General features: G+C 58.8%; 21 protein-coding genes. 12 read left to right on the top strand and 9 right to left on the bottom strand.

The genetic code is table 11. The features are described 5' to 3' along the window. Positions 1-104 precede the first annotated feature (104 nt). The 3 genes from AC2FGC_RS04395 to AC2FGC_RS04385 all read left to right on the top strand — a co-directional run bounded on the left by AC2FGC_RS04395 (position 105) and on the right by AC2FGC_RS04385 (position 3,693). A complete protein-coding gene (locus tag AC2FGC_RS04395; protein ID WP_496781518.1) occupies positions 105-2,237 on the top strand; it encodes a malate synthase G in 2,133 nt (710 codons plus the stop codon). A 25-nt stretch (positions 2,238-2,262) separates the two neighbouring features. Then, positions 2,263-2,688: a GlcG/HbpS family heme-binding protein gene (locus AC2FGC_RS04390; RefSeq protein ID WP_282119153.1), complete on the top strand. Its 426-nt coding sequence runs from the start codon at positions 2,263-2,265 to the stop codon at positions 2,686-2,688. A 225-nt stretch (positions 2,689-2,913) separates the two neighbouring features. Next, on the top strand, positions 2,914-3,693 hold the full coding sequence (locus tag AC2FGC_RS04385; protein ID WP_496781516.1) for a gamma-glutamyl-gamma-aminobutyrate hydrolase family protein: 780 nt from the start codon (positions 2,914-2,916) through the stop codon (positions 3,691-3,693). A gap of 46 nt (positions 3,694-3,739) precedes the next feature. Here AC2FGC_RS04385 and AC2FGC_RS04380 read toward each other — a convergent pair whose 3' ends face one another. Together AC2FGC_RS04380 and AC2FGC_RS04375 are read right to left on the bottom strand one after the other, a co-directional pair. Beyond that, complete coding sequence (locus tag AC2FGC_RS04380; RefSeq protein WP_496781513.1) at positions 3,740-5,980, bottom strand: xanthine dehydrogenase family protein molybdopterin-binding subunit; 2,241 nt, start codon at positions 5,978-5,980, stop codon at positions 3,740-3,742. A 3-nt stretch (positions 5,981-5,983) separates the two neighbouring features. Further along, positions 5,984-6,448: a (2Fe-2S)-binding protein gene (locus AC2FGC_RS04375; RefSeq protein WP_496724432.1), complete on the bottom strand. Its 465-nt coding sequence runs from the start codon at positions 6,446-6,448 to the stop codon at positions 5,984-5,986. Positions 6,449-6,547: 99 nt separating this feature from the next. Between AC2FGC_RS04375 and AC2FGC_RS04370 the strand changes: the two genes are divergently transcribed. Next, a complete protein-coding gene (locus AC2FGC_RS04370; RefSeq protein WP_496724433.1) occupies positions 6,548-7,126 on the top strand; it encodes a TetR/AcrR family transcriptional regulator in 579 nt (192 codons plus the stop codon). Here the strand turns inward: AC2FGC_RS04370 and kynU are convergent. Then, positions 7,119-8,312 carry a kynureninase gene (gene kynU, locus AC2FGC_RS04365; RefSeq protein WP_496724435.1) on the bottom strand — a complete coding sequence of 398 codons (1,194 nt, stop codon included), beginning with the start codon at positions 8,310-8,312 and terminating at the stop codon, positions 7,119-7,121. The two genes, AC2FGC_RS04370 and kynU, sit on opposite strands and share 8 nt — an antisense overlap. A gap of 217 nt (positions 8,313-8,529) precedes the next feature. Between kynU and AC2FGC_RS04360 the strand changes: the two genes are divergently transcribed. From AC2FGC_RS04360 to AC2FGC_RS04330, 7 genes are all read left to right on the top strand, one after another. Further along, positions 8,530-8,979 carry a methyltransferase family protein gene (locus AC2FGC_RS04360; RefSeq protein ID WP_496724437.1) on the top strand — a complete coding sequence of 150 codons (450 nt, stop codon included), beginning with the start codon at positions 8,530-8,532 and terminating at the stop codon, positions 8,977-8,979. Between the two features lie 127 nt (positions 8,980-9,106). Next, positions 9,107-10,678, top strand: coding sequence for a Re/Si-specific NAD(P)(+) transhydrogenase subunit alpha (locus AC2FGC_RS04355; RefSeq protein ID WP_496724438.1), 1,572 nt, complete (start codon positions 9,107-9,109; stop codon positions 10,676-10,678). A 13-nt stretch (positions 10,679-10,691) separates the two neighbouring features. Then, positions 10,692-12,134 carry an NAD(P)(+) transhydrogenase (Re/Si-specific) subunit beta gene (locus AC2FGC_RS04350; protein WP_496724440.1) on the top strand — a complete coding sequence of 481 codons (1,443 nt, stop codon included), beginning with the start codon at positions 10,692-10,694 and terminating at the stop codon, positions 12,132-12,134. An 86-nt stretch (positions 12,135-12,220) separates the two neighbouring features. Further along, positions 12,221-12,577 carry a VOC family protein gene (locus AC2FGC_RS04345; protein WP_496724442.1) on the top strand — a complete coding sequence of 119 codons (357 nt, stop codon included), beginning with the start codon at positions 12,221-12,223 and terminating at the stop codon, positions 12,575-12,577. A gap of 107 nt (positions 12,578-12,684) precedes the next feature. Beyond that, positions 12,685-13,962 (top strand): DUF3422 family protein, encoded by a 1,278-nt coding sequence (locus AC2FGC_RS04340; RefSeq protein WP_496724443.1) that lies wholly within the window; start codon positions 12,685-12,687, stop codon positions 13,960-13,962. A gap of 70 nt (positions 13,963-14,032) precedes the next feature. After that, entirely contained in the window at positions 14,033-15,175 is a 1,143-nt protein-coding gene (locus tag AC2FGC_RS04335; protein WP_496781511.1) for an MFS transporter, read from the top strand. Between the two features lie 59 nt (positions 15,176-15,234). Continuing rightward, positions 15,235-16,398 (top strand): M20 aminoacylase family protein, encoded by a 1,164-nt coding sequence (locus tag AC2FGC_RS04330; protein WP_496724447.1) that lies wholly within the window; start codon positions 15,235-15,237, stop codon positions 16,396-16,398. Positions 16,399-16,477: 79 nt separating this feature from the next. Here the strand turns inward: AC2FGC_RS04330 and AC2FGC_RS04325 are convergent, their stop codons facing one another. Next, positions 16,478-17,776 carry a 3-deoxy-D-manno-octulosonic acid transferase gene (locus AC2FGC_RS04325; RefSeq protein ID WP_496781509.1) on the bottom strand — a complete coding sequence of 433 codons (1,299 nt, stop codon included), beginning with the start codon at positions 17,774-17,776 and terminating at the stop codon, positions 16,478-16,480. Between the two features lies 1 nt (position 17,777). Next, positions 17,778-18,785 (bottom strand): GTP 3',8-cyclase MoaA, encoded by a 1,008-nt coding sequence (gene moaA / locus AC2FGC_RS04320; RefSeq protein ID WP_496724451.1) that lies wholly within the window; start codon positions 18,783-18,785, stop codon positions 17,778-17,780. A gap of 90 nt (positions 18,786-18,875) precedes the next feature. Between moaA and AC2FGC_RS04315 the strand changes: the two genes are divergently transcribed. After that, positions 18,876-19,292, top strand: a complete 417-nt coding sequence (locus AC2FGC_RS04315; RefSeq protein ID WP_496724453.1) for a hypothetical protein — start codon at positions 18,876-18,878, stop codon at positions 19,290-19,292. On the opposite strand, the gene AC2FGC_RS04310 is transcribed toward AC2FGC_RS04315, so the two are convergent. Genes AC2FGC_RS04310 through glmU form a run of 4 tightly spaced genes read right to left on the bottom strand, consistent with a single transcriptional unit; the run spans position 19,280 to position 23,703 of the window. Then, positions 19,280-19,966 carry a DNA alkylation repair protein gene (locus AC2FGC_RS04310; protein WP_496724455.1) on the bottom strand — a complete coding sequence of 229 codons (687 nt, stop codon included), beginning with the start codon at positions 19,964-19,966 and terminating at the stop codon, positions 19,280-19,282. The two genes, AC2FGC_RS04315 and AC2FGC_RS04310, sit on opposite strands and share 13 nt — an antisense overlap. 8 nt (positions 19,967-19,974) lie before the next feature. Further along, the gene (locus AC2FGC_RS04305; RefSeq protein ID WP_496724457.1) at positions 19,975-20,517 is read right to left on the bottom strand and encodes a pyridoxamine 5'-phosphate oxidase family protein; all 543 of its coding nucleotides are present in this window, start codon (positions 20,515-20,517) and stop codon (positions 19,975-19,977) included. A 3-nt stretch (positions 20,518-20,520) separates the two neighbouring features. After that, positions 20,521-22,344, bottom strand: a complete 1,824-nt coding sequence (gene glmS, locus AC2FGC_RS04300; RefSeq protein WP_496724459.1) for a glutamine--fructose-6-phosphate transaminase (isomerizing) — start codon at positions 22,342-22,344, stop codon at positions 20,521-20,523. A 3-nt stretch (positions 22,345-22,347) separates the two neighbouring features. Beyond that, a complete protein-coding gene (gene glmU / locus AC2FGC_RS04295) occupies positions 22,348-23,703 on the bottom strand; it encodes a bifunctional UDP-N-acetylglucosamine diphosphorylase/glucosamine-1-phosphate N-acetyltransferase GlmU (protein WP_496724461.1) in 1,356 nt (451 codons plus the stop codon). Position 23,704: the final 1 nt, after the last annotated feature.

Below are 23,704 nucleotides of genomic sequence, written 5' to 3'. Positions count from 1 at the left end.
GGTAAGTCTTTTTGACCGCGACGCTGCGACGCACGTTGCCTATCGGAAACTTTCGCCCTAAATGCTGACGGCATACAGTCGTGCACATTCCCGGGAGAAACAAAATGAGCAGCAGACAGGCGCGCAGCGGATTGCAGGTGGATACGGTTCTGGCCGAGTTCATTGAAGGCCAAGCCCTGCCGGGTACAGGTGTCACAGCGGATGCCTTCTGGGATGGTCTGGCGCGCATGGTCGCTGAACTTGGCCCCAAGAACCGAGCTTTTCTGGCTAAGCGGCAGGACATTCAGGGCAAGATCGATGCATGGCATCTTGAGCGCCAAGGCCAGGACCACGACGCCGAGGCCTATCAGGTTTTCCTGCGCGAGATCGGTTATCTGGTCGAAGAAGGTGCGGATTTCCAGATTGAAACCGCCAATGTCGACCCCGAGATCGCCTCGATCCCTGGACCGCAACTTGTTGTTCCGATTACCAATGCGCGATTTGCACTGAACGCAGCCAATGCACGTTGGGGCAGTCTTTATGACGCGCTTTATGGAACGGACGCGATGGGTGACTTGCCTGCGGCTGGCGGCTACGACGCGGCGCGCGGCGCGCGGGTGATTGCCTGGGCAAAGGGGTTTCTGGATGACGCCGTTCCATTGGCAAATGGCTCGTGGGCGAATGCGCCTGAACTGCGGGTTGAAGAGGGGGCATTGGTGCCCGCACTGACGGACGCTTCGCGATTTGTTGGCTATGGCGGTTCGACTGAGAACCCCGATTTTGTGCTGCTGAAAAACAACGGTCTGCACATCAAGATCGTGATCGACCCGTCCAGCAACATCGGGGCGGCGGATCCTGCTGGCATTTCCGATGTTTATCTGGAATCCGCCCTGTCCACGATCATGGATTGCGAGGACTCGGTTGCGTGTGTCGATGCCGAGGACAAGGTTGTTGCCTATGGCAATTGGCTGGGTCTGATGAAGGGCGACCTGACAGAAGAGGTCGCGAAAGGTGGCAAGACCTTTACCCGTAAACTGGCCCAGGACCTGAGCTTTACTGCAGCATCCGGTGGGGCAGCCAGCCTGAAGGGTCGTTCGCTGATGCTGATCCGCAACGTCGGGCATTTGATGACAAACCCTGCTGTGTTGGATGAACAGGGCAATGAGATCGGCGAAGGGTTGATGGATGCGCTCTGCACGACGCTGATCGCCATGCACGATCTCAAGCGAGACGGCGGAAATTCGGTCCAAGGCTCGGTCTATGTGGTCAAGCCCAAGATGCACGGACCGGCAGAAGTCGCGTTCTCGGTCGAGATTTTTGACATGGTCGAAGACATCCTTGGCCTGCCGCGCAATACCGTGAAGCTGGGCATCATGGATGAAGAGCGCCGCACGTCGGTCAACCTCAAGGAATGCATCCGCGCTGCGAAATCGCGGGTGGCTTTCATCAACACCGGTTTTCTTGACCGGACTGGGGATGAGATTCACACCTCGATCGAAGCTGGGCCAATGCTGCCCAAGGGCGACATCAAGAACACGCCGTGGATTGCGTCTTATGAAGATCGCAACGTAGATACTGGTTTGGCCTGCGGTCTGAAGGGCAAGGCGCAGATTGGTAAGGGCATGTGGGCGATGCCCGACCGGATGGGTGATATGCTGGAGCAGAAGATCGGCCACCCGAAATCCGGCGCGACGTGCGCCTGGGTGCCGTCGCCGACAGCTGCGACATTGCACGCGACGCATTATCACGAGGTTGACGTGCTGGCCCGCCAGGATGAACTGGCTGCCGGTGGCGCGCGGGGGACGCTGGGGGATTTGCTGACCATTCCGTTGCTGGGCGGTCGAAACCTCAGCGAGAACGAGATCACCCGCGAGATCGAGAACAACGCGCAGGGCATTCTTGGATACGTGGTGCGTTGGGTTGATCAGGGGGTTGGCTGTTCGAAGGTGCCGGATATCAACGATGTCGGCCTGATGGAGGATCGCGCGACATGCCGGATTTCATCTCAGGCGCTGGCCAACTGGTTGCACCATGAAGTTGCCTCGGAAGGGCAGGTCATGGCTGCTATGCAAAAAATGGCCGCAGTGGTGGATCGCCAGAACGAAAACGACGCAGACTATCGCCCGTTGGCACCCGGTTTCGACGGAATTGCTTTCCAAGCGGCCTGTGATCTGGTCTTCAAGGGGCGTGTGCAACCCTCGGGCTATACCGAGCCGGTCCTGCATGCTCGCCGTCTGGAACTGAAAGCCAGCCTTTAAACCATCAGGAACGATAGGACACGACATGGGAGTTTCCCTCCGCAAAGCCCGCACCATCATCCGAAAGACCCTTGAGAAGGGGCACGAAATGGAGCTGAAACCCCTTTCCGTCGTCGTTCTTGATGCAGGCGGTCACGTGATCGCTTTCGAACGCGAAGACGACGCGGCCCCGGGTCGGTTCGCGATTGCGCATGGCAAGGCCTATGGCGCAGTGATGCTGGGCATGGCGGGCACCGCGCAGATGCAGCGGGCCGAAGCGCAGGCCTATTTCATGGCAGCTGTGAATGGCGTCTATGGCGGGCAGGTCGTTCCGGTCCCGGGTGGTGTGTTGCTGCGCGACAAAAAGGGCGCAGTGATCGGTGCGGTCGGCGTGACCGGCGATACGTCTGACAATGATGCCGCAGCGGCATTGGCCGGGATCGAAACTGCCGGCCTGATTGGCGAGATCTGAACCTGATGACTGGCGGAGAGCCTTTTGGGCTCTTCGACCCAATGTGATGTTCGTGCAACGCCACAAAAACGGGCAATGGCCAAGGTACCAGACAAAGCGCGTTCATAATCCATCATGTGCACAGTTGAACAAGAGCTTGCGCTGACACGCAGGGCCTGTGCTATTGCGCGCTGTTCTTGCGGTCGATAGTTTTTGGAAAGCAAACAGATAACTCAGGAACGCAGCATGTCTCGACCCGTCGTCGGTATCATCGGCAACTCGTATTTGATGAATGATCAATATCCGACCCATGCCGGTGGGACGATGAACTCGGACGCGGTTGCCAATGTGTCGGACTGTCTGCCGCTGCTGATCCCAGCCGATCCGCGCTATGTCTCGGTTGATGAGCTGCTAGAGGTCTGTGACGGATTTCTGCTGACCGGCGGGCGCCCGAACGTTCACCCTGAAGAATACGGCGAGCCCGCAACTGAGGCCCATGGTGAATTTGACCGGGCGCGCGACGCGATCACATTGCCGCTGGTGCGCGCCTGTGTGGAGCGTGGCCAGCCCTTCTTTGGCATCTGCCGAGGGTTCCAAGAAGTCAACGTGGCGATGGGCGGGACACTGTACCCGGAAATCCGCGAGCTGCCGGGTCGGATGAACCACCGCATGCCGCCCGATGGGACCCTGGAAGAGAAATTTGCCCTGCGTCATGTCGTTGCGCTAAACGAGGGCGGTGTATTCCACCGCCTGATGGGCGCGACCGAAGTGATGACAAACACGTTGCACGGGCAGGGGATCAAATCGGTTGGGCGTCGGGTAGTGATTGATGGTCAAGCCCCCGATGGAACGCCCGAGGCGATTTATATTAAGGACGCACCCGGGTTTACATTGTCAGTGCAATGGCACCCGGAATGGGACGCCGAAAATGATCCCGTGTCACGCCCTTTGTTCAAGGCATTCGGTGCTGCTGTACATGCATGGGCAACCGGTTCGGATAGGGCGTTGGTCCAACAATCCGCGTAACTCCTGCGCCGATCCGAGAGAGAGGGTCCGGACCGGCGCAGCGCGATCAAACCAGCAGATTGAACTGATTGATCAAAGGCAGGGTGCGCGCGCGCTCACCCGTCAAGTCGAACAGGGCATTGCCGAGCGCGGGCATGGACGGGGGTGTCCCCGGTTCGCCAACGCCACCCATGTGGTGGTTGGTTTCCAGAATTTCCACCTGGGTCACCGGAGCATTGTGGATCCGCAGAGCGTCGTAGTCGGGGAAATTGTACTGTTCGACCTCTCCGTCCGAAAATGTGATCTCACCCATCACGGCTGCCGACAAGCCATAGATCATGCCACCGAACATCTGCGCCTCGACTGTGCCGGGGTCCAGGGCCAGACCCACGTCACAGGCGATCCATGCCTTGGCGATACGGATAGTGCCGTCCTCATCGACGACCTCAATCACCTGTGCAACAGGGGTGCCAAAGCTGTAGGTCATCGCCACACCGCGCCCGACACCATCAGGGGTTTCTCCGGTCCAGCCGGACATCTCTTTCACGGTTTGTAGGCAGCCTGCCGATGGAGCGTGCTCGGCCTTGGCCAATTCCAAACGGAACTCCAGCGGGTCACGACCTGCGGCATGCGCCATCTCGTCCATGAAGGTCTCATGGAAGAAGCCATTGTGGCTGTTCCCGACTGAACGCCAGAAGCCGACGGGAATATTCAGATCGGCGATGTGCCCGCTCATGCGATAGTTGGGCACCGCGTAAGGTTGGTTAAAGAATCCTTCGACCAGCACTTTGTCAGGGCCGCCAGCCGGCAGGCCGGTATAGCGCTGAACCGCTTGTTGCGTGCAGGATTGCGCCGCGACCTTGCCGTCAACCAGAACGGCTTGACCGTCTTTGACAGCACCGCGCATACGGGCCATCGCACCGGGGCGATAGTAGTCGTGGCGCATGTCTTCTTCGCGGCTCCAGGTGGTCTGAACAGGAACGCCGGGCATGGCCATCGCAACCTTTGTGGCGATCTCGCCAAAGTCCAGCTCACCCCGGCGGCCAAACCCTCCACCCAGATAGGTAGTGTGGATTTGAACGGCGTCTTTATCCAGGTTGGCCGTGTTGGCCACGCGTATCTGGACAAGAGTCGGGGCCTGATTGCCGCACCACAATTCCAGCGCCGATCCCGTGAACAGCGCTGTGGCGTTCATCGGCTCCATCGTGGAATGGGCCAGATAGGGCACCGTATATTCGGCCGTGATTTCGGTGGCGCCGTCGGGCAGAGTGTCAACGTCTCCGTCATCGCGCATGGTCGAATTGGGGGACGCGTCGAATGCATTGGCAATTTCGGTGAAAATGGCGTCGGTTTCCGGCGGGTAGGGGGCGTCGCCCCAATCTACGTCAATCGCCTCGACGGCCTGAATGGCCAGCCATGTGTTGGTGGCAATCACAGCCACGCCGTTGCCCAGATCAACCACCTTTTCCACGCCGGGCATTTGCTCAGCCGCGCTGGCGTCAAAGCCTTTCACGTCGCCGCCCAGCTTGGGATTGATGCGGACCGAGGCGAATTTCAGACCCTCGGGGCGCACATCGATCCCGAACTCAGCCGTTCCGGTGGATTTGCCGACCACATCCACACGCGGCAAGTTCCGCCCCAACAAGCGCCAGTTGGACGGATCGCGCAATTCGACTTCCGGCGGTTCAATCTGACCGGCAGCCTCGGCAAGCTCAGTATAAGGAATGCGCGCCCCGTCCGGCGCGATTACAGCACCATTCTCGGTTTTCAGTTGCGCACGATCCACGCCCAGACGGTCAGCGGCGGCCTGTTTCAGCGTTTCGCGCGCGGTCGCACCCGCCTCGCGCATGCGCTCGAAGCCATCTTTCATCGAGGTCGAACCACCGGTCACCTGCAAGCTCAGCGTCCTGCCAAGAACGCCCAGAGCCTCACCCAGATTGTGCTGGAAGTCCGAGATGTCATAACCCTTGTTCGGCAATCCCTCACCAACCAGGGCCGAGTTGTAATAGGCCGCCGCTGCAGGGCCGTGCAGAACGCGGATCTGGTCCAGTTCCACATCCAACTCTTCTGCGATCAGCGCCGCCCACGTGGTCATTACACCTTGTCCCATCTCAGCACGCGGGGCGAACAGGGTGACGCCTTGCTGATCAATCAGAACAAAGGGGCTGAGCGCGGTTTCGCCCTTAGCAGGCTTCAACGGATTGGCGGCCGGGCGGCTGACGTAATAGGCGCCGAATGCCACGCCGCCGACAATCGCGGCCGAACCGATCAGGAACGAACGACGGAGGATTTTTCCAACAGATGCCATCGTTTATGCCTCTTTCAGCTTGGATGCCGCGTCGTGAATTGCAGCGCGGATGCGGGCGTAGGTGCCACAGCGGCACAAATTGCCCTGCATGGCATCGTCGATATCGGTATCCGAAGGCGCAGGGTTCTCGGCCAGCAGCGCTGCGGCCTGCATGATCTGGCCCGACTGGCAGTAGCCGCATTGCGCCACCTGATGATCGACCCAGGCCTGCTGAATCGCGGCCATCGCGTCCGGGGTGCCAATGCCTTCAATCGTGGTCACATCGCCCCAGACATCGGACAGGGCCACTTGGCACGAACGCACAGCCTCGCCGTCAATGTGCACGGTGCACGCCCCGCAAGCGGCCACGCCGCAGCCGAATTTGGTGCCCGTCAGTCCGACTTCATCACGTAGAACCCAAAGCAGGGGGACGTCATCGGGCAGGTCAACCTGATGTTGCGTTCCGTTGATCTTAAGGGCGGTCGCCATGGCGCACCTCTCGTAGCTGTGGCTGGTTTCTGACACAATTGGTGAAATGTGTCAGTGTGTCAATTGACAAAATGAACAGAAAATGTCACCAGTTCAAGGATGGCAGACGTAGCAGACGATACACGGCAACAGGCGATTTTGGACTCGGCGTTTCGGGCCTTCGCCACCTATGGATTCCGAAAAACCTCAATGGATGACATAGCGCGGGGCGCGAGGATGTCCCGGCCGGCCGTTTATCTGCATTTCAAAAACAAAGAGGCGATCGTCACCAGGCTGACCGAGCATTACTATGCCGAGAAGATCGCCGCCGTCGCTGCGGCGCTGACTGTGTCGGGTTCGGTTTCGGACGTGTTGAAGGATGCCGTTCAAGCGCAAACCGAGGGGATGGCAATGATCCTTGCATCGCCCCACGGGCTTGAAATGCTGGATGCGACCAAGTCCATGTCGTCAGATATCATTTCGCAAGGCGAGGCTGAATTGGCCCGACTGTATTCCGAGTGGTTGACACGCGAACATAAAGCCGGGCGCGTCAGATTACTGGCGGATGCCGACGAGACGGGCAAAACGATAACGGCTACTCTTAAGGGGCTGAAGGCAAGCGCCATAGGCGCAGAGGAATACGAAACCCGTGTTGCCCAGTTTGCCGCACTGATAGGAGCTGGGTTAGAGGTCAGGTAACATGCTGGCGCACCTTGTATTCTGGCGCGTCCCACAGCCGGTTCTGCATGATATCTGTCAGGATCTCGACCGCGTTTTCCACATCCTGTTCATCTATGTATAGCGGCGTAAAGCCAAACCGCATGATGTCAGGCGCCCGGAAGTCCCCGATCACGCCGCGCGCAATCAGGGCCTGCATAGCGGCATAGCCATCGGCAAATCGGAAAGACACCTGACTGCCGCGCTGGGCGGGATTGCGTGGGCTTGCCAGTTGCAGGTCGGGGCAGGTGGCTTCGACCCGTTTGATGAACAGCTCGGTCAGCTCAGTTGACTTGGCTCGGACGTCTCGTATGTCGGCCATATCCCAAATGTCCATCGCAGCCGACAAGGCAGTCATCTGAAGGATAGGAGGGGTTCCGACGCGCATTCTCTCGATGCCATTTCCGGCGCGGTAATCCAGATCAAAGGCAAAAGGCGCTTCGTGGCCCAACCACCCAGACAATGCAGGGCGCACCTGATCCGTCAGGCGCGGAGAGACATAGATAAATGCGGGCGCCCCGGGCCCGCCATTCAGGTATTTGTAGGTACAGCCAACTGCGAAATCTGCATTACATCCCGCCAGATCGACGGGAATTGCACCAACTGAATGGGCCAGATCCCAAACCGTAACTGTGCCGTTTGCATGGGCCAGTTCTGTCAGTGCCTTCATGTCATGCATCCGGCCCGAGCGATAATCTACCTCGGTCAGCATCAAAACGGCTACATCCTCGGTCACATTGTCAGCTACGTCTTCCGGTGCGACAACGCGCAATTCATATTCCGGCCCGAGCGAGCGCAGCAGGCCATCCACCATATATAGATCGGACGGGAAATTACCGCTGTCTGACAGAACGACCTTGCGACCAGGGCACAGTTCCAGCGCCGAGGCGACGGCCTGATAGACTTTGATCGACAGAGTGTCGCCGGTAACGACACTGCCGGGTTCAGCGCCAATCAGCCGCCCGACACGATCACCCAAGCCGGTCGGCAATGCCATCCACCCGGCCTTGTTCCAGCCGGTGATCAGCATCTGCCCCCATTCCTGAACCATCATGTCATTAACCCGATCTCCGGCCGCCCGGGGCAGCGGCCCAAGCGAGTTGCCGTCCAGATAAACGACGCCTTGGGGAAGGTTGAACATGGCTTTGGTCGCGGCAAAGTCGGTCATCGTTTTCTCATCATTGTGTGGGCAATAGTTGATGCAAAATGGCTATCTGATCCAAAAGCGGCTGTCCATCATCGAAGACCCTCTCTGCAACCATGTCCGGACGCGATCCGATTGCACGGCTGCGACCAACTGTGATTTTGCTTTTCCCAGCGAAAAGCGGTAGGTCATCGGACAAAAGCGACATTTTGTCCCGCCCGGATATGAAAGACTGCCTGACATGCAAAAAATCGACGTCCCTCCGGTGTGGTTGCTGGGCTTTGCGGTGCTGGCATGGCTGCAGGCGCGGCATATGCCGATGGGGCTGTCGCTCGACAATGGGTTTGTCGATTTGCTCAGCGGTGTTCTGATCGGGGGCGGCATCATCCTGATCGTCCTGGCTGCGGCCGAGTTTCGCCGCCACCGCACCACGATCATCCCGCATGAAACGCCGACATCGCTGGTGCAATCGGGGATATTTAAGCGTAGCCGAAACCCCATATACGTTGGCGATGTGCTGATCTTGTCCGGCCTGATACTAAAGTTTGATGCGGTTGCATCACTGGTTCTGATTCCGATTTTCGTGTGGCTTTTGGAACGTCGTTTCATCATGCCCGAAGAGGACCGTTTACGCAGAACTTTTCGCGCCGACTTTGCCCGATATGAACGCCAAACCCGCCGATGGATATGAAGTGATGTGGTAATGACACAACGTAAATATGCTGCGCTTGCGAAATAATGTTGCGCAGGATACACCTTTGCTTAACAAACAATACCGACCACCCGCTCGGTCAGAGTGAAAATTAGGGGGACTGCCAGTGAAGATAGGCACACCGAGAGAGATTTATGACGGTGAGAACCGTGTTGCGATGACGCCAGAGTCAGCGTTGCAGCTTCAGAAGTTGGGCTATGAATGTCTGATTGAGAAGGGTGCTGGTGCTGCGGCAGGGTTTTCGGATGCGTCGTATGAGGCAGCGGGGGTTGAGGTCGTCAAGACGGCTGCGTCGCTGTGGAAACAGGCCGACATTGTTGCCAAGGTGCGTCAGCCGAACGAGGCTGAGCTGAAGCGTCTGACCAAGGGTAAGACGTTGATTTCCTTCTTCAACCCTGCGGGGAATGAAGAGGGAATGGAAGCGGCCAAGGCCAAGGGCGCCAATGTCATCGCCATGGAAATGGTGCCGCGGATCAGCCGCGCGCAGAAGATGGACGCGCTGTCGTCGATGGCCAATATCGCCGGTTACCGCGCGGTGATCGAGGCGGGCAACAACTTTGGCCGCTTTTTCACCGGTCAGGTGACGGCGGCTGGTAAAGTCCCGCCTGCGAAGGTGCTTATTGTCGGGGCCGGTGTGGCTGGTCTGGCGGCCATCGGCACCTCGACCTCGCTGGGCGCGATCACTTACGCGTTCGACGTGCGCCCCGAAGTGGCCGAACAGGTCGAATCGATGGGGGCCGAGTTCGTCTATCTGGATTTCAGTGAGGATCAGCAGGACGGTGCCGCCACCGGCGGTTATGCCAGCGTTCAATCCGAGGAATTCCGCGAGGCGCAGCTGGCCAAGTTCCGCGAGCTGGCACCCGAGATAGACATCGTGATCACCACCGCGCTGATCCCGAACCGCGAAGCGCCCGAGCTTTGGACCAAGGATATGGTCGAGGCGATGAAGCCGGGCTCGGTCATTGTTGACCTTGCGGCGGAAAAGGGCGGCAACTGCAAGCTGACCGTGGCGGATGAGAAGATCGTGACCGACAATGGCGTGACCATCATCGGCTATACCGACTTCCCCAGCCGGATGGCGGCGCAGTCCTCGTCGCTCTATGCGACCAACATCCGTCACATGATGACTGACCTGACGCCTGAAAAGGACGGTCAGATCAACCACGACATGGAAGATGACGTGATCCGCGGTGCGACTGTGACCTTTGAAGGCGACATCACCTTCCCGCCGCCGCCGCCTAAAGTGCAGGCGATCGCGGCTCAGAAGAAACCGGAAGTCAAGGAACTGACCCCGGAAGAGAAAAAGGCGCAGGAGGTTGCGGCCTTCAAGGCGCAGACCAAGCAGCAGTTCACCCTGCTGGGTGTTGGTGGCGCGCTGATGCTGTTGGTGGGGCTGATCGCTCCGGCCAGCTTCATGCAGCACTTCATCGTCTTTGTGCTGGCCATTTTTGTGGGCTTCCAGGTGATCTGGGGCGTCGCCCACAGCCTGCACACACCGCTGATGGCGATCACCAACGCGATCTCGTCGATCATTATCGTTGGGGCTGTGATGCAGATCGGATCGGGGTCGTTCCTGGTCATTCTGCTGGCGGCGCTGTCCATCTTCATGGCCGGGATCAACATCTTCGGCGGCTTCCTCGTAACCCGGCGCATGCTCGCCATGTTCCAGAAATCTTAAGGAGGCCGGGCACATGGAATTTGGCTTCACTACTGCCGCCTACGTTGTTGCGGCTGTTCTGTTCATCCTTTCGCTCGGCGGCCTGTCGAACCAGGAAAGCGCCAAGCGCGCGGTCTGGTATGGCATCGTCGGTATGGCGCTGGCAGTCTTCGCCACGCTGGTTGGTCCCGGTTCGGGCCTGTGGCTGCTGTCGCTGCTGCTGATCGCGGGCGGTGGTCTGATCGGTCAATACGTTGCACAGCGCGTGCAGATGACCGAGATGCCGCAGCTGGTGGCCGCGATGCACTCGCTGGTCGGTCTGGCAGCTGTGTTCGTGGGCTTCAACGCGCATTTTGAGATCGGAAACGTTCATGTTGCGCTTAACGTCAAGGGAGAAGACATTGAAAGCTTGGGCAATTTTGCCAAGCTGATCGCCAAGAAAACCTCGGCCGAGCTGGCAATCCTGCATGTCGAACTGTTCCTGGGTATCTTCATCGGTGCGATCACCTTTACCGGGTCGGTCGTGGCCTATGGCAAGCTGGCGGGCAAGGTTACGTCTGCGGCAACCAAGCTGCCGGGCGGTCATGCGCTGAACGCGGCTGCGGCAGGTCTCTCGCTGATCTGTCTGATCTGGTACACCTCGACCGGCGGCTTCTTCCCGCTGTTCCTGATGACGCTGGCGGCGCTGTTCATCGGTTATCACCTGATCATGGGCATCGGCGGTGCCGACATGCCGGTGGTTGTGTCGATGCTGAACAGCTACTCGGGCTGGGCGGCTGCGGCGATCGGCTTCAGCCTTGGCAACGACCTGCTGATCGTGGTTGGTGCGCTGGTGGGCTCGTCGGGTGCGATCCTGTCTTACATCATGTGCAAGGCGATGAACCGTCATTTTGTCAGCGTGATCCTGGGCGGCTTTGGTGGCCCGCAGGGTGAGCAGATGGCGGTTGAGGGCGAGCAGATCGCCATCGAGGCCGACGGTGTGGCCGCAGCGCTGAACGATGCTGACAGCGTGGTGATCATCCCCGGCTACGGCATGGCGGTGGCGCAGGCACAGCAATCGGTCAGCGAACTGGTCCGCAAGTTGCGGGCGCAGGGCAAGAATGTGCGCTTTGCGATCCACCCGGTCGCGGGCCGTCTGCCTGGCCACATGAACGTGCTGCTGGCCGAGGCAAAGGTGCCATACGACATCGTGCTGGAAATGGACGAGATCAACGACGACTTCCCCGAAACGGATGTGGCCATCGTCATCGGCTCGAACGACATCGTGAACCCAGCGGCGCAGGAAGACCCCAACAGCCCCATCGCCGGCATGCCGGTTCTGGAATGCTGGAAGGCCAAGCAGGTCTTCGTGTCCAAACGCGGCCAGGGCACCGGGTACTCGGGCATCGAAAACCCGCTTTTCTTCAAAGAAAACACCCGCATGTTCTACGGCGACGCAAAGGCAAGCCTCGACAAACTACTGCCCATGATCGAATAAGCCGGGTCAGGAAAACTATCGTAAAGGCGCCCCAGTGGGCGCCTTTTCTGTTTTTGGTGTATCCTGAATTGAAAAGGAGGTGCCCGATGGAAAAAGTGAACGGCATAGGCGGCGTGTTCTTTCGCGCTCGTGATCCCGAGGCCTTGAGCGCGTGGTATGAAAAGCATCTGGGCGTAAATCACTATATCCCGGAGCCATGGAAACAGCGCGAGGGTTACACAGTCTTCGCCCCCTTTGCGCAGGACACCGCGTACTTCGGAAGATCCGAGCAGCAGTGGATGATCAATTTTCGTGTCGATGATCTGGCCACCATGATTGCGCAGTTTGAAGCCGCAGGGATCAAGGTTGAAACCAACGCAGAGTGGGACAGTGAGGTTGGCCAGTTCGCGCGCATCCATGACCCAGAGGGCAACCCGATCGAGCTGTGGCAGCCAAATCAATGAGATAGCGGGTTTGTATACCGTAGTATCCTTGTAAGTATATGAAATAAAAAGAGAATTGATGAATTTTATAGGTGTCGTATAGTGCCTCGGACGAAACGGAGCCCAAGATGACGCCGATAGATGACCATCCGCTGCGCTATGCGCTGGCCAATGAATTGCACGCCCGTCCGTTTCCGGTGGCGGCAATGCCCTGTACTGTGGTCTTTCTTGCGATCAAGAAATCTGTCGCCGCCGTCGCACGGGACCGCCGCGAGGATCTGGATCACCTCATCGACCTTCTCGACCGCCACGGTGCTCAGCATCCGCAGCCGGACGCCACGCACTATGCCGGGCAAATCGGCCGCCATTGGTTGAAGTGGGAACAACATACCGAGTTCGTGACCTATACGGCCATCGCCCAGAACGTCAGCGAGCGTGCATTCAACCCGGCAGATTTTGAGGTTTTCCCCCCCGACTGGTTGATGGCCAGCCCCGGACAGAGGGTCACGTCGGCCATGGTGCGTGTTGTCGAACGTGAAGGCGACGAGGTGATCAAATCCAAGCTGCTGGATTGGTTCGAACCAGAAAGCCTGGCTGTTGCTCGGGTGCTGGATGACGCAGCTGTTTGTGCAAGTGATTTTCGTATCGATCCGGCAGGGCACATGCGGTTTGCGCTGTTTGTCGCGAATGGAACCGGTCGGCGCAGGACGGGACGGATCGTCCAGCGTTTGTGTGAGATCGAGACCTACAAGGCAATGTCCATGCTGGGTTTTGCCCGGGTCAAACAGCTGATGCCTCGCATCGGAATGCTGGATGAAAAGCTGACGCGCCTGATGGGGCAGATGACCGACAATTCTGCCCAGCCCGACGAGTTGCTTCAGGACTTGCTGTCGACCTCGATTGAACTGGAAACTTTGGCGGCGCAGTGTTCGTTCCGGTTCGGAGCCACGGGTGCCTATGAGGCCATCGTAAATCAGCGGATTGAGGTCCTGCGCGAAGAGCGTTTTGAAGGCGGTCAGAACTTTGCGGACTTTATGATGCGCCGATACGACCCGGCGATCCGCACGGTGAAATCCACGGAACGTCGCCTGCAAGCCCTGTCTGATCGGGCCATCCGTGCAGGGGAATTGCTGCGAACCCGCGTAGATGTTGAGCGCAGCGCGCAGAACCAGGCCCTGTTGGAAAGCATGGATCGCCGCGCGGATCTGGCACTGCGTCTGCAGCACACGGTCGAGGGGCTTTCCGTGGTCGCGATCAGCTATTACGCCGTATCGCTGGTCAGCTATCTGCTCTACCCCCTGACAGGTGCCGGGATCAGTAAAGGGATGTTAAGCGCAGCGGTGACGATTCCGGTTGTCCTGGCGGTATGGTTTGCGGTTCGCAGGATTCGAAAGCGGTTGGGGTAGATCCGTATTTGCCTTTGGACCCGCGCGCTGTACAACAAACGCGTTTGACACCTGGGTCGGGGAATTCTCTGTGATTGGAATCGTGTCGGCGTGGCGGGCAGTGGCCGCCATGTTCATATTGAATGGCGCATTGTTCGGCATCTGGGCATCGCGAATTCCAGCGGTTCGGGACAAACTGGACCTGACGCATGAGACGCTGGGATATGGCCTTTTGTTCATGGCGGCGGGCGCTGTGTGTTCTTTTCCAATCACCGGCCGGCTAACCGACAGGTTCGGAGCGGTGGTCTTGACGCGGTACATTGCCGTTTTTTACACGGTTTCTTTGATCCTTCTGGCCCTCGCGGGTGGCTTCTGGTCGCTTGCGGCTTTTTTGTTTGTATTTGGGGCTTTCCATGGCTCGATGGATGTAGCGATGAACGCCTGGGCGGCGGAGGTTGAGCAGGCGTACAAGAAACCCGTGATGTCATCCTTCCACGCGATGTGGAGCCTTGGGGCAGGGTTGGGCGCCCTCAGCGGATTTGCAGCAGTGCAGATGGGGCTGACAGTGATCCAACACTTTTTGCTGGCGGGCGGGATCGTCGTTGGGCTGGCATTGGCATTGTCATGGGTACGCTGGACATCGCGCCGCGCGGCTGTGTCCGGAGGCAAGGTTTTTGCATTACCTTCAGGCGCATTGATCCTTGTGGGCTTCACCGCTTTGTGCGGAGCTTTGGGGGAAGGTGCTGTGGCGGATTGGAGTGCGATTTTCCTACGGGACGTGACCGACGCCGCCGAAAGCATTGCGGCCCTGGGTTATGCGGTATTCTCGGTAGCCATGGTTGCTTTCCGCTTGACAGGCGGGTTTGTCATTGCGCGGTTTGGACCGGTGGCAACAGCGCGATTTGGCGGGGCTTGCGCCGCTTTGGGTGTGTTCTGTGTTGTGTCCGCTGCCGAGGCAGGGTTGGCATTGGTAGGTTTTGCGATGATGGGGATCGGGTACGCGGTGATCATGCCGTTGGCGTTCAGCCGGGCGGCAAGTGATCCCAACGTACCGCCGGGGCAGGCGATCGCCAGCGTCGCCACGCTGGGGTACGGAGGCCTGTTGATTGGCCCACCGCTTATTGGGTTTCTCGCAGAGATGCTTACATTGCGCATAGCATTCACGGCGCTGTTGCCGCTGGCCGTATTCATTGTCCTGTTGGCGGGTTCGTTGCGACCCGCCGAAACAGATTGAAGTCATGGCGGAGCCATAGCGGAGCAGCAGGCCGGAAAACCAACAGTTAGGAGACCAACATGCCGATCAAAAACCGGTTCGCCGAGTTGCAGGGTGAAATCACCGAGTGGCGACGCGATATTCATGAAAACCCGGAAATCCTGTTCGACACCCACCGCACCAGTGCCTTGGTCGCCGACAGGTTGCGGGACTTTGGCTGTGATGAAGTGGTGACAGGTATCGGCCGTACCGGAGTTGTCGGCGTGATCAAGGGCAAGACGGACACAAGCGGCAAGGTGATCGGGCTGCGTGCAGACATGGATGCGCTGCCGATCCACGAGGCGACCGGGCTGGACTATGCCTCAAAAACCGATGGCGCGATGCATGCCTGTGGGCATGACGGGCATACGGCCATGCTGTTGGGGGCCGCGAAATACCTGTCCGAGACGCGCAATTTTGACGGCACCGTGGTTGTGATCTTCCAGCCCGCTGAAGAAGGCGGTGGCGGCGGGCGCGAGATGTGCGAAGACGGCATGATGGACCGCTGGGGCATTCAGGAGGTCTATGGCATGCACAATTGGCCCGGCCGCCCGGTGGGCAGTTTCGCCATTCGGCCTGGGGCCTTTTTTGCGGCAACAGATCAGTTCGATATCACTTTCGAAGGTAAAGGCGGGCACGCTGCCAAGCCGCATGAAACGGTCGACACCACGGTAATGGCTGCGCAGGCCGTTTTGGCGCTGCAGACCATTGCATCGCGCAATGCCGATCCGATTGATCGTCTTGTGGTTTCGGTCACGTCGTTTGAGACATCGTCAAACGCGTTCAATGTGATCCCCCAATCGGTGAAGATCAAAGGGACCGTGCGCACGATGAGCAAGGAAATGCGCGACTTGGCTGAAAAGCGCGTTCAGGAAATCTGCGCAGGTATCGCCACCACTTTTGGTGGTCAGGCCGAGGTGACCTATTATCGAGGCTATCCGGTGATGGTGAACAGCGACGAGCAGACCGATTTTGCCGCGGATGTCGCGCGCTCGGTGTCTGGAAACTGTGACGAAGCGCCCTTGATCATGGGCGGTGAGGATTTTGCCTTTATGCTGGAAGAACGGCCCGGAGCGTACATCCTGGTTGGCAACGGCGACACAGCTGCTGTGCATCATCCTGAATACAATTTTAACGACGAAGCTATTCCGGCTGGATGCAGTTGGTGGGCCGGGATCGTGGAACAACGGATGCCCGCGGCCTGATAAAGAGGTGGTGAGCGCGAGGGACCAGCCCCTCGCGCTCACCGGGTTATTTTTGGCTTGAAGGTGGACCCTTACTGCGTCAGGCGAGGTTGAGTGTCTCGCACAAGGTGTTGATCACATCGTCCAACGCGGATTTCTGGAGATTTACGCAGGATTTCGCACCAGCCTGCGCTTTGTCCAGCGCGGTGTCGTCTGACAACAAATTTGCAACGGCATCCGCGAGTTGCGGGGCGGAGTTGACCTCGGCCGCGCCACCGCTTTCGATTAGTGGCGCGAAGGTTTCAGAAAAATTGAAGTACCCCGGACCAGTGATCACAGCGGCACCGGCCTGTGCGGGCTCAAACGGGTTGTGACCGCCGATTTCCTTGAGCGAGCCGCCCAGGAACACGATAGGGCACAATGCGTACCATGTGCCGGTTTCGCCCAGTGTGTCAGCGACGTAAACTTGAGCCTGCGGCGCTATCTTGTCGCCCTTGGTGCGGAAAGCAGCGGACTGTCCGGCGGACTCCAGCAGACTTGCAACCTCTGACCGTCGTTCGGGATGCCGGGGGATCAGCAGGAGCAGCAGATCGGGCCAGCGTTGCAACAGCTTGGCATGCGCGGCCAGAACCGTTTCCTCCTCACCTACATGGGTCGAACTGGCGATCCAGACCGGGCGGTCGGCGATCTGAGCGCGGATATCGTCCAGCGTCGTCTGATCGACCGGCAGCGGGTCCGACATCGCCTTGAGGTTGGTGCCGGGCTGTACCCGATCGGAGCGTGCGCCCATGTCGATAAGATTTGCTGCCGTCTTGTCATTCTGGGTTAGGAACAGTGTAAAATGGTCCAGAATAAATCGCGCGGTTTGGGGTCGCTTCTTCCACCCATCGACCGAGCGATCCGAAAGGCGCGCGTTGAGCAGCGCCAGCGGAACCTCGCGCCGGGATGCTTCGACAATTAGGCGCGGCCAGATTTCACTTTCGACGAAGACACCGCCGTCCGGGTGCCAGTGATCCAAAAACCGCTTCACCGGTCCGGCTGTGTCCAGTGGTGGGTATTGGTGGCGCGCGCGCGGTGGCATTCGTTTTTCGATCAGCGCGGCCGAAGTTGGGGTTCCGGAGGTAATCAGAAACTCAGCCTTGGGCAGGCGTTCGCCCAGTCGCTTGATGAGACTGATGACCGACAGAGTTTCGCCAACGCTGGCGGCGTGGAACCAGATCAGCTGCCCATCCGGGCGGGTTTGCGTGGCGTGGCCAAGGCGTTCCTGCTGGCGCGTTTCCGGAACGCCCGCCGCCCGCAGCTTTTTGCGAACCGTGCGCCATGCCAGCGGGGCCGCAACGGAAGTCAGGCCGCAATACAGCTTGTACAGCAGCGTTGGCTGGTCGGGGTTGTTTGGCACTTTAGCCGCCCGTGTGGCTCATGTGGCGGCTCATCTGGCCGTCGACGGCCTGACGGGAATAGTCGAAATCATGCCCTTTGGGCTTGAGGGTGATCGCGGACCTGATTGCCTCCTCCAATGATCTATCACTGTCGGGATGATCGCGCAGCGGCGCGCGCAGGTCGGCCATATCCTCTTGCCCAAGGCACATGTACAGCTCACCGGTGCAGGTCAGGCGCACGCGGTTGCAGCTTTCGCAGAAGTTATGTGACAGCGGTGTGATGAAGCCGATTTTCTGGCCTGTATCCTCAAGCCGTACATAACGCGCAGGGCCACCGGTCCGTTCGGCCAGATCCGTGACGGAATAGTGTTTTTCATATTCCTTGCGCACATCTTCGAGAGACCAGTACTGGTCCAGGCGGTCTTCGTTTCCGATATCGCCCATGGGCATGACCTCAATCCAGGTCAGATCCATGTCACGCTCGGCACACCATTCAGTGATCTTTGGCAACTCGGGTTCATTGAACCCTTTCAGCGCGACTGCGTTGATCTTGACCCGCAGACCCGCTTTCTGCGCGGCGTCGATCCCATTCAGCACCTGTTTGAGCCGTCCCCAGCGGGTGACCTTGGCAAATTTGTCTTCGTCCAACGTATCCAGCGATACGTTCACGCGACGAACACCGGCAGCGTACAGGTCATCGGCAAAGCGATGCAATTGCGAGCCGTTGGTCGTCAGCGTCAACTCTTTAAGCGCGCCGCTGTCCAGATGACGGGTCATCGAATTGAAGAATGTCATGATGTTGCGACGCACCAGAGGCTCACCGCCAGTGATGCGCAGCTTTTCCACGCCCATGTTCACAAAGGTCGAGCACATGCGGTCAAGCTCTTCCAGCGTCAGCAGGTCTTTCTTTGGCAGAAAGGTCATGTCCTCGGACATGCAATAGACGCAGCGGAAATCGCAGCGATCCGTAACGGATACGCGGAGATAGGTGATGGCACGTGCGAACGGGTCGATAAGCGGAGCTGTCATGCGACATAGGTAAAGCTGCAACCGCCCTCCGACAAGGGCGAACTGCGCTTTGCGCTGGAACAGATGCACGCAGGGGGTTAGGTTTGCGTCATGAGATATGCGCTTTTGGCTTTTTGTGTTCTGGTAGCGGGATGTGACACCGTGCGGTCGACCACCGATCGTGTCTTTGGTGGCGATAAGCCCACTGAAGAGGCAGAACCCGCCGTTGTGGAAGAAGTGGTCGAGCCGCAGCCTGTCGCGGTTGCCGCCACTGGTTGGGTCGGTCCAAAAACCACGATTGCGGGTCTGGGAGATCCCACAACACCTGGTCGATGGCTGGAAACGTCTTTAGTGGACACCGAATTTACCGGGCGAGTGGTTGTGCCGCGGACAGGCGCGCAGGCCTATATCATGCTTATTCCGGCATCCGGGCCAGCGGGGGGCGGCAGCCGTCTATCGCTGGATGCCATGCGGGCACTGCTGTTGCCATTCGATGAATTGGTTGAGCTGGAAGTTTATTCCAACTGACCTCTCAGATACTTGCCGGCCTCTTTTCGCGCAAAAGGCTTCATCGCGTCGCCGTGTATGTTCAAAAAGGCGACGACCCGGTCCGGGTCGTGCTTGGACAACTCGCGCAGCCACCACGCAACAGATTTCTGAATGAACCAGTCGCGGTCAGGCACATAACTTGCCGCCCAGCCCAGAATGCGGTCTCGGCGTTGCAGGTCTTCCGGTTTGGGGTGGTTCTGTTTGGTCCAGGGCAGGGTCGCCACCAGCGCCGCGCGCCTGGTCCACATGTGGTCCGATTTTGTCCAGCTTTCCACCTGATCCAGCCGCGAAGGGTCGGCTGACAGGCGCTTTTGCATCGCCATGCAGGCGTGATCCGCCACGGCCCAGGCATCAAAATCCGGCAACCAGCTTTGCAGCAGGTCCCAAACGGCATCATCCGGTCGGATGCGCGCCTGTGTCAGCAGTTTTGCGGCGGCAAGACGTCCTTCGTGAACATTGGTTTGCCACAGCGCATCTGCGAGTTCGACGCGCGCTGCCACATCCAACTCCTGTCGCCAGGTTTTGGTCAGATCATTCAGGATCGGGTTTGCCACGCCCAGATGGGGGCGGTCGGCCTTGTGGTAGGCCGCCATTTGTTTGGCGCGCTCGGGATCGGAATGGGCTTTGATCTGGTCCAGATAGGCTTCAATCATCAATAAACTCAGGGTCGGGTGCGCGTGGGTTTGCCATCAATGGTCTGATGGTTCTTTTCAACCCAGTAGGATTGGATCTGCTCGTCGGACTTGCCATCGACCCATTTCTGCATCGTGTCGCGTTCGGACTGATATTCCATGAACGGCACGGCATAGCCGCACGAAGTCTGGACCACATCGATATCCAGATCATAGATCTGACGCGCACTACGGTGATCGGGGAACAGGCCAGCCAATTCATCCCAGCCCTCATCCCCCACATGCAGCGTGCGCGCGGTGCCATACGTTCTCAGGATCATGGGGCGGGTCGTGAACGAACACCACATCAGCGTCATGCGGTTCGCTTCAAGCAGATGACCGGCGGTTTCGTTGCCGCTGCCGGTCAGGTTCATCCAGGCAATCCGGTTCGGGCCAAGAACGCGCAGCGAATCCATGCCCTTGGGCGAGATGTTGACCCGTCCGTTGGGTGCCGCAGTGCCGACGAAGAACATGTGCTGTTCTTCGATGAATTTACGCTGCCCGTCGTCCAGTTCCGGAAATTGCTTGGCCATGTCTCACTCCACTGTAACCGATTTTGCCAGGTTGCGCGGCTGGTCTACGTCCGTGCCTTTGGCCACCGCCGTGTGATAGGCCAGCAGTTGCGCAGGCACCGAGTAGAGGATCGGCGCCAGGCTGGGGTGGACATGCGGCATCCGGATGATGCTCCAGACGCCATCTTCAGCCTCGGCAATCCCGTCATCGTCCGAGACCAGAATGACCTTGCCCTTGCGCGCCATCACCTCTTGCATGTTCGACACCGTTTTGTCGAACACGGCGTCGCGCGGGGCCATGACCACCACAGGCATATTCTTGTCGATCAGGGCGATCGGTCCGTGCTTCAGCTCACCCGAAGCATAACCTTCGGCGTGGATATAGCTGATTTCCTTGAGCTTCAGCGCCCCCTCCATCGCCAGCGGATACATCAGGGCGCGACCCAGGAACAGAACGTCGCGGGCTTCGGACAGGCGTTGTGCGGACGTCTTGATGGCCGGATTCTGATCCAGTGCTGCATTCATCACCGTTGGCAGGCCGCGTAGCGCAGCATAGTGGTCGGCCAGCTCGTCGTCGGTCAGCGTACCACGATCCGCAGCCGCCTTGAGCGCCATCATCAGCAGAACGCTCAGTTGACACGTGAACGCCTTGGTCGAAGCCACGCCGATCTCAACGCCCGCATGGATGGGCAGGGCGATATCGCTTTCGCGGGCTATCGAACTTTCGGGGACGTTGACGACCGAGACGATCTTGTCCGCCTTGCCTTCGCAATAGCGCAGTGCCGCCAGAGTGTCGGCAGTTTCACCCGACTGACTGACGAACAGCGCCATCGTGCGCCCCGTGATCGGAGGTTCGCGATAGCGGAACTCGCTGGCGATATCGACCTCGACGGGCATTTGGGCCAATTGCTCGAACCAGTACTTCGCCGTCAGGCAGGCGTAAAATGCGGTACCGCAGGCCACCATGGTCAAACGATCCAGTTTGGTGAAATCCAGATCGGCGCCAGGCAGAACTACCTGATCACCACCACTTGGCAGGTATGACCGGATCGCGTCGGCAATCACGATGGGTTGTTCGGCAATTTCCTTGGCCATGAAGTGTTTATGGCCGTTCTTTTCGGTCTGTGTGTGGTCCAGTTTGATCTGGCGAGTCTCGCGATTAGCCAATTCACCGGCTTCGTTGCGGATTTCCAGAGAGGTTCGGGTCAGAACGGCCCGGTCGCCTTCCTCAAGATAGGTGATGCGATCGGTAAGCGGGGCCAGCGCAATGGCGTCTGAGCCCACGTACATCTCACCATCTCCGTGACCGATGGCCAAAGGTGATCCCTTGCGCGCGGCGACGATAAGATCGTCCTGACCGTCGAACAGAAAGGCCAGCGCAAACGCACCAACAAGCTGATCGATGGTCTTGAAGGCGGCCTCAACCGGCGACAGGCCTGTCTTCAGGTAATACTCCGTCATCAGGGCGACGGTTTCGGTGTCCGTCTCGGTCGCGAAACCGATGCCATGTTCGGCCAGTTCTGCCCGCAACTCACGATAGTTTTCGACGATACCATTATGAACAACCGCCACAGGGCCGGCCTGATGCGGGTGCGCGTTGGTCACCGACGGTACGCCATGGGTAGCCCAACGGGTATGACCAATACCGGATTTACCGGGCAGCGGGTCGTGCACCAGCAGATCGCTTAGGTTGACCAGCTTGCCGACCGCCCGACGACGTCCAAGCGTACCACCATTGACCGTGGCAATTCCGGCGCTGTCATAGCCACGATATTCAAGACGTTTTAGCGCCTCGACCAAAGTTGGCGCGGCCTCATGCTCACCCAGTACACCTACAATTCCACACATAACTCAGGCTCCCTTGTTGCGGCGAGCCTTCTTCGCCTTCAACATCTCAAACAATTTGCGCGCATAGCCGGGCTTGTTGTCCTGCTTGGCACGTGCCACGGCCAGCGCGTCGGGTTCTACATCCCGCGTGACGACTGTACCTGTTGCGGTCATCGCGCCGTCACCGACAGAAACGGGGGCAACTAGCATAGTGTTGGAGCCGATAAAGACGTTCTCTCCGATGGTCGTCTGGTGCTTCATCACGCCGTCATAGTTACAGGTGATCGTCCCCGCGCCGATATTGGTCGACGCTCCAACAGAGGCGTCGCCGACATAGCTGAGGTGGTTGACCTTAGCGCCTTCAGCGATCTGGGCATTCTTTGTCTCAACGAAATTGCCGATACGGGTGTTTTCGGCCAGTTCTGTACCTGGGCGCAGGCGCGCGTAGGGGCCGACGATGGCGCCGCGGCTAACATGGCAGCCTTCCAGATGTGAGAATGCACGGATCGTCGCGCCGCTTTCGACGGTAACGCCGGGGCCGAAGACGACGTTGGGTTCGATCACCGTGTCTCGACCTACGATCGTGTCAGCGGACAGATAAACCGTTTCGGGGGCCATCAGCGTCACGCCCAAAGCCAACAACTCATTGCGCGCACGGGTCTGAAACTCGGCATCGGCCGCAGCCAGATCAGCACGAGAGTCCACGCCCAGCGTTTCAGCCTCATCGCATTTGATGGCAGTTGCCGACAGACCGCGCGCATTTGCCAGTGCCACGATTTCGGTCAGGTAGTATTCACCCGAGGCGTTATCGTTGCCGACCGCGTCAATCAATTCGAACAGTACTTTTGCGTTGCAGGCCAGTAATCCACTGTTGGTAAAGCGAATGGCGCGTTGTTCTTCGGTTGCGTCTTTGTACTCGACGATTTCGACCAGTTTTTTGCCATCCATGATCAATCGGCCGTAGCGGGGCTGAACTTCGGCAATATCAAAGCCCAGCATGACCAGATCAAAGGATGCGCGCGCCTCAATCATACGCTCCAGTGTTCTGGGGTCGATAAAGGGCGTGTCGCCGTAAAGGACGATCACATCGCCATCAAAACCGGCCAATGCATCCCGCGCCTGCGCAACTGCATGCGCTGTTCCAAGCTGTTCTTCCTGAACGACAATCTGCGCGGCTTCATCTTCGGAAGTGGCGGCTTTAGCAACCTCCTCAGAGCCGTGACCAGTGACAATAACGGTTCGTTCGGGTGACAGCACCGCACCGGCGCGCATCGCGTGCACCAACATCGGCGTTTGGGCAATCGGGTGCAAAACTTTCGGGGTATCCGAATTCATCCTGGTGCCTTTTCCGGCGGCAAGGATAACAAGGGCGACGGTCATA

Source organism: Ruegeria sp. CDSC054 (assembly GCF_059610645.1).
Note: the sequence above shows the minus strand (reverse complement) of the source record. Positions and strands in the feature narration are given on the sequence as shown.